The organism is Fodinibius sp. Rm-B-1B1-1 (assembly GCF_038594945.1).
In the GTDB taxonomy this organism is placed as follows: Bacteria; Bacteroidota; Rhodothermia; order Balneolales; family Balneolaceae; genus Fodinibius; species Fodinibius alkaliphilus.
This window is the reverse complement of record NZ_JBCFYD010000005.1, coordinates 1-5518: the sequence shown is the minus strand read 5'-3', so window position 1 is coordinate 5518 and position 5518 is coordinate 1. Positions and strand designations below refer to the sequence as shown.

Here is a 5518-nt window from a genome sequence, read left to right as displayed (position 1 = left end):
CGTTCTTTGACAGACTGAGAACATACAGACGATCGCACGTCGAGCCCTTGTCAGCTCCGGTTTTGCCGGAGTCGATGAGAGTCAATTGAAGAAGTACAGTGATTGATCCGAGTCCAGAGACTCAAACAATTTATTAGGTGTATTTACCATGGAGAGTTTGATCCTGGCTCAGGACGAACGCTGGCGGCGGGCTTAACACATGCAAGTCGCGGGAGAAGTTGCCCTTCGGGGCAACGGAGACCGGCGGATGGGTGAGTAACGCGTAGGTAATCTGCCGTTAGGACTGGGATAACCCACCGAAAGGTGAGCTAATACCGGATGATGCAGCGGGGCCGCATGGCCACAGTTGTTAAATCCCTCGGGAGCCTAACGATGAACCTGCGTGCCATTAGCTAGTTGGTAGGGTCAAAGCCTACCAAGGCAATGATGGCTAGGGGGTCTGAGAGGATGATCCCCCACACTGGGACTGAGACACGGCCCAGACTCCTACGGGAGGCAGCAGTGAGGAATCTTGCGCAATGGGGGCAACCCTGACGCAGCCACGCCGCGTGCTGGAAGACGGCCCTATGGGTTGTAAACAGCTTTTACTGGGGAAGAACCTGGACCTTTCGAGGACCACTGACGGTACCCAGTGAATAAGCACCGGCTAACTCCGTGCCAGCAGCCGCGGTAATACGGAGGGTGCAAGCGTTGTCCGGAATCATTGGGTGTAAAGGGTGTGCAGGCGGAAGTCTAAGTCGGAGGTGAAATCTTGCCGCTTAACGGTAAAAGGGCCTTCGAAACTGGATTTCTTGAGTTCGGAAGAGGTTGGTGGAATTCGTGGTGTAGCGGTGAAATGCATAGATATCACGAAGAACACCGGTGGCGAAAGCGGCCAACTGGTCCGACACTGACGCTGAGACACGAGAGCGTGGGGAGCGAACAGGATTAGATACCCTGGTAGTCCACGCTGTAAACGATGCATGCTAGTTGTTGTCCGTTCGCGGGCAGTGACGCAGTTAACGCAGTAAGCATGCCACCTGGGGAGTACGTTCGCAAGAATGAAACTCAAAGGAATTGACGGGGGCCCGCACAAGCGGTGGAGCATGTGGCTTAATTCGATGCAACGCGAAGAACCTTACCTAGGCTAAATCTGTGGTGATCGCCCGCCGAAAGGGGGCTTCCCTTCGGGGCACCACAGAAGGTGCTGCATGGCTGTCGTCAGCTCGTGCCGTGAGGTGTTGGGTTAAGTCCCGCAACGAGCGCAACCCCTGTGGTTAGTTACCAGCACGTAATGGTGGGGACTCTAGCCAGACTGCCTACGCAAGTAGTGAGGAAGGTGGGGACGACGTCAAGTCATCATGGCCCTTACGTCTAGGGCTGCACACGTGCTACAATGGATGGTTCAATGGGAAGCGACCCCGCGAGGGCCAGCAGATCCCCAAAACCATTCCCAGTTCGGATTGGAGTCTGCAACTCGACTCCATGAAGTCGGAATCGCTAGTAATCGCGTATCAGCAATGTCGCGGTGAATACGTTCCCGGGCCTTGTACACACCGCCCGTCAAGCGATGGAAGTCAGGAGTACCTGATGCGGCCGTACCAACCCCTTTGGGGAGGTAGGTCTTTAGGGTAAGCCTGGTGACTGGCGCTAAGTCGTAACAAGGTAGCCGTACCGGAAGGTGCGGCTGGATCACCTCCTTTTTAAGGAGAGCCTTGGATTCGGTGGCTCGCCGTGTGATCGTCTGTATGTTCTTTCTCTGGTCGCAGAGTGCCCCCAATCGCTGAGGAGCGGGCGCCGGCCGGCCACCCATGGGCTTGTAGCTCAGGCTGGTTAGAGCGCACGCCTGATAAGCGTGAGGTCGCAGGTTCAACTCCTGCCAAGCCCACATCGGGGCTATAGCTCAGTTGGCTAGAGCACCTGCTTTGCAAGCAGGGGGTCCGGGGTTCGAGTCCCCGTAGCTCCACGACGTTTTTTTGTGGAGGTTCTTTTATTGATGTAATTCCGCAGCACGAATGTGCTCGCCGCCCGAACGGGGCCGCGAGCAGATCCGTGCCGGAAGGCATGTGTTCTTTAATATGTTGTCAGGTGTTGAATGTAGATCGCAGGCAGTCTTTGTAAAAAGGCTACTAGTGCGAACAACAAACAGCTCCTCGTGCAACGAGTTCTTTGACATAGTGATAGCTGATAGGTAAGAAAAAGTAAAGATCGAGGTTATTTTTTAGAAAATAACACCAACAAAGCGAAACGCTCATTGTTTTTCGAGGCTTGCCCGCCGAAGGGTGGTGCAAGTCATATAAGTGAAAGCAGAAAAGGGCGTATGGTGGATGCCTTGGCACAATCAGGCGAAGAAGGACGTGTAAAGCTGCGAAAAGCTGCGGGGAGCTGCAACAGAGCCCAGATCCGCAGGTATCCGAATGGGGAAACCCATCTGCTTTCGGGCAGATATTCTTTCGAGAAGGCCAACCCGGGGAACTGAAACATCTCAGTACCCGGAGGAACAGAAAACAAGTTAGTGATTCCGCAAGTAGTGGCGAGCGAACGCGGAACAGCCCAAACCCTACTGCTACGGCGGTAGGGGGTCGTAGGGCTCCCATAACCCAACCCAAGCGAAGACGAAGCGGACTGGAAAGCCGCCCCACAGAAGGTGACAGGCCTGTAGACGTAAGCGAGGTGCGGCGGGGAGATCCCCTGAGTAGGACGGGACCGGAGAAATCCTGTCTGAAGCTGCCGGCACCATCCGGCAAGGCTAAATACTGATTGTGACCGATAGTGAACAAGTACCGTGAGGGAAAGGTGAAAAGAACGCCGAGAAGGCGAGTGAAATAGTACCTGAAACCATACGCTTACAAGCGGTCGGAGCCCCTTCGGGGGTGACGGCGTGCCTTTTGCATAATGAGCCTACGAGTTGCGCCTGTCGTGCAAGGTTAATCTCCTCAGGAGAGCAGCCGAAGCGAAAGCGAGTCCGAACAGGGCGAAAGTACGGCGGGGCAGACGCGAAACCGAGTGAGCTATCTATGGCCAGGATGAAGCGTGGGTAAGACCACGTGGAGGTCCGAACCGACGGGCGTTGAAAAGCCCCCGGATGAGCTGTGGATAGGGGTGAAAGGCCAATCAAACTCGGAAATAGCTCGTTCTCCTCGAAATATATTTAGGTATAGCATCTGGCGTGTAGCATGTCGGAGGTAGAGCACTGATTAGACTAGGGGGCTTCACCGCCTACCAAATCTAGACAAACTCCGAATGCCGACGTGTGTTGCCAGGTAGTCAGCGTGGGGGCGATAACGTCCTCCCGCAAGAGGGAAACAACCCAGACCACCAGCTAAGGCCCCAAAATCCAAACTAAGTTGAACAAAGAAAGTTGGGTTGCCCAGACAACTAGGAGGTTGGCTTAGAAGCAGCCATTCCTTGAAAGAGTGCGTAATAGCTCACTAGTCGAGCGGCCCGGCGTCGATAATTTGCGGGCATAAGTTTGGTGCCGAAGCTGTGGATTGTACCCGTTTGGGTACAGTGGTAGAGGAGCATTCCAGCGCCATCGAAGCCGCCCTGTGAGGGGTAGTGGAGGTTCTGGAAGCGAAACTGTAGGCATGAGTAACGATAAGAGAGGTGAGAACCCTCTCCACCGAAAATCTAAGGGTTCCTGATCAACGCAAATCGGATCAGGGTTAGTCGAGACCTAAGGTGTAGCCGACAGGCGAAACCGATGGAAAACCGGTTAAATATTCCGGTACCGCTATGCAGCTATAAACGAAGGCGTCACGCAGAAGTGACACTACCGCCCCGCGATAGAATTCGGGGTTAAAGGCAGTAGGCTGGTGGGTAGGCAAATCCGCCCACCGCAAGGCCGAACGCCGACAGTACGGGGAGCCTACGGGCAAACCGATAGTGTAGGTAATCTTGCTGCCAAGAAACCCGTCGTCGTTTGTTGTTATAGCGCTCGTACCAAAACCGACACAGGTAGATGAGGAGAGTATCCTCAGGTGCTCGAGCGAATCGTGGCTAAGGAACTCGGCAAATTAGATCCGTAACTTCGGGAGAAGGATCCCCTCGGCGGCTTCGGCCGTCCGAGGGTGCAATGACCAGGTCCAATCGACTGTTTACCAAAAACACATGCCTCTGCTAAGTCGTAAGACGATGTATAGGGGCTGACACCTGCCCGGTGCTGGAAGGTTAAGGAAGGCTGTTAGGCGTATGCCAAAGCGGCCCACTGAAGCCCCAGTAAACGGCGGCCGTAACTATAACGGTCCTAAGGTAGCGAAATTCCTTGTCGGGTAAGTTCCGACCTGCACGAATGGTGCAACGAATTGGACACTGTCTCAGCCACGAGCTCGGTGAAATTGTGGTATCGGTGATGACGCCGATTACCCGCAGCGGGACGGAAAGACCCCGTGAACCTTTACTACAACTTTACATTGGCTTTAGCTGCCCGATGTGCAGGATAGGTGGGAGACTTGGAAGCGCCAGCGCCAGCTGGCGTGGAGTCGTCCGTGAAATACCACCCTTTGGGCCGCTGAATTCTAATTCCCCACAGGGAAGACAGTGTATGGTGGGTAGTTTGACTGGGGCGGTCGCCTCCTAAAGTGTAACGGAGGCTCCCAAAGGTACCCTCAGCACGGTCGGCAATCGTGCGTAGAGTGTAAAAGCATAAGGGTGCTTGACTGCGAGACATACAGGTCGAGCAGGTGCGAAAGCAGGGTTTAGTGATCCGGCGGTTTCCGAATGGAAGGGCCGTCGCTCAAAGGATAAAAGGTACTCCGGGGATAACAGGCTTATCTCCCCCAAGAGTTCACATCGACGGGGAGGTTTGGCACCTCGATGTCGGCTCATCGCATCCTGGGGCTGGAGAAGGTCCCAAGGGTATGGCTGTTCGCCATTTAAAGCGGTACGCGAGCTGGGTTCAGAACGTCGTGAGACAGTTCGGTCCCTATCTGCTGTGGGCGTTGGAATGTTGCGGAGAGCTGCTCCTAGTACGAGAGGACCGGAGTGGACGCACCGCTGGTGGACCTGTTGTCCGGCTACGGGCATCGCAGGGTAGCTATGTGCGGAAGTGATAAGCCGCTGAAAGCATCTAAGCGCGAAGCACGCTCCAAGATAAACATTCCCTTTACAGCCTTCTGGAAGACGACCAGATCGATAGGCGGCAGGTGTAAGCGTGGTAACACGTTCAGCCGAGCCGTACTAATAAGGCTACCGGCTTCCGCTTATATGGCTTGCACGACCGTTGGGTCGGGCGGGCTGGATAAGTACAAGCAACGAGCAAACAGCACAACCTACGATCCACTTTCTTACTCCAGCTATCACTAGGTCAAAGACCACAATATTGACATACTGATTTTTTTTGATTTTTGAGCAGGCGGGCCAAGCGCCGGGGCTCCACCCGTTCCCATCCCGAACACGGCCGTGACACCCGGCAGCGCCGATGGTACTTCCCTTTGGGAGGAAGCGTAGGTCCCCGCCCGCTCTTTTTTTTATTTATATGTTCGACAAGCAACTGATACGAAAGAAGGTGATCCATACCACGGGTCACCTTTTTTTGTTT

2 tRNA genes and 3 rRNA genes are annotated in these 5518 nt (G+C 54.6%); all 5 read left to right on the top strand.

The window, feature by feature from the left end:
• The first annotated feature begins 145 nt into the window (after positions 1-145).
• The 5 genes from AAFH98_RS15030 (at position 146) to rrf (ending at position 5440) form a co-directional block, all read left to right on the top strand.
• A 16S ribosomal RNA gene (locus tag AAFH98_RS15030) occupies positions 146-1682 on the top strand.
• A gap of 110 nt (positions 1683-1792) precedes the next feature.
• Positions 1793-1867: transfer RNA gene (locus AAFH98_RS15025), tRNA-Ile, on the top strand.
• Between the two features lie 4 nt (positions 1868-1871).
• Positions 1872-1945: transfer RNA gene (locus AAFH98_RS15020), tRNA-Ala, on the top strand.
• A 334-nt stretch (positions 1946-2279) separates the two neighbouring features.
• Positions 2280-5182: ribosomal RNA gene (locus tag AAFH98_RS15015) — 23S ribosomal RNA — on the top strand.
• A 146-nt stretch (positions 5183-5328) separates the two neighbouring features.
• Positions 5329-5440, top strand: a 5S ribosomal RNA gene (gene rrf, locus AAFH98_RS15010).
• The 16S, 23S and 5S rRNA genes sit together here with 2 tRNA genes alongside, the layout of an rRNA operon.
• Positions 5441-5518: the final 78 nt, after the last annotated feature.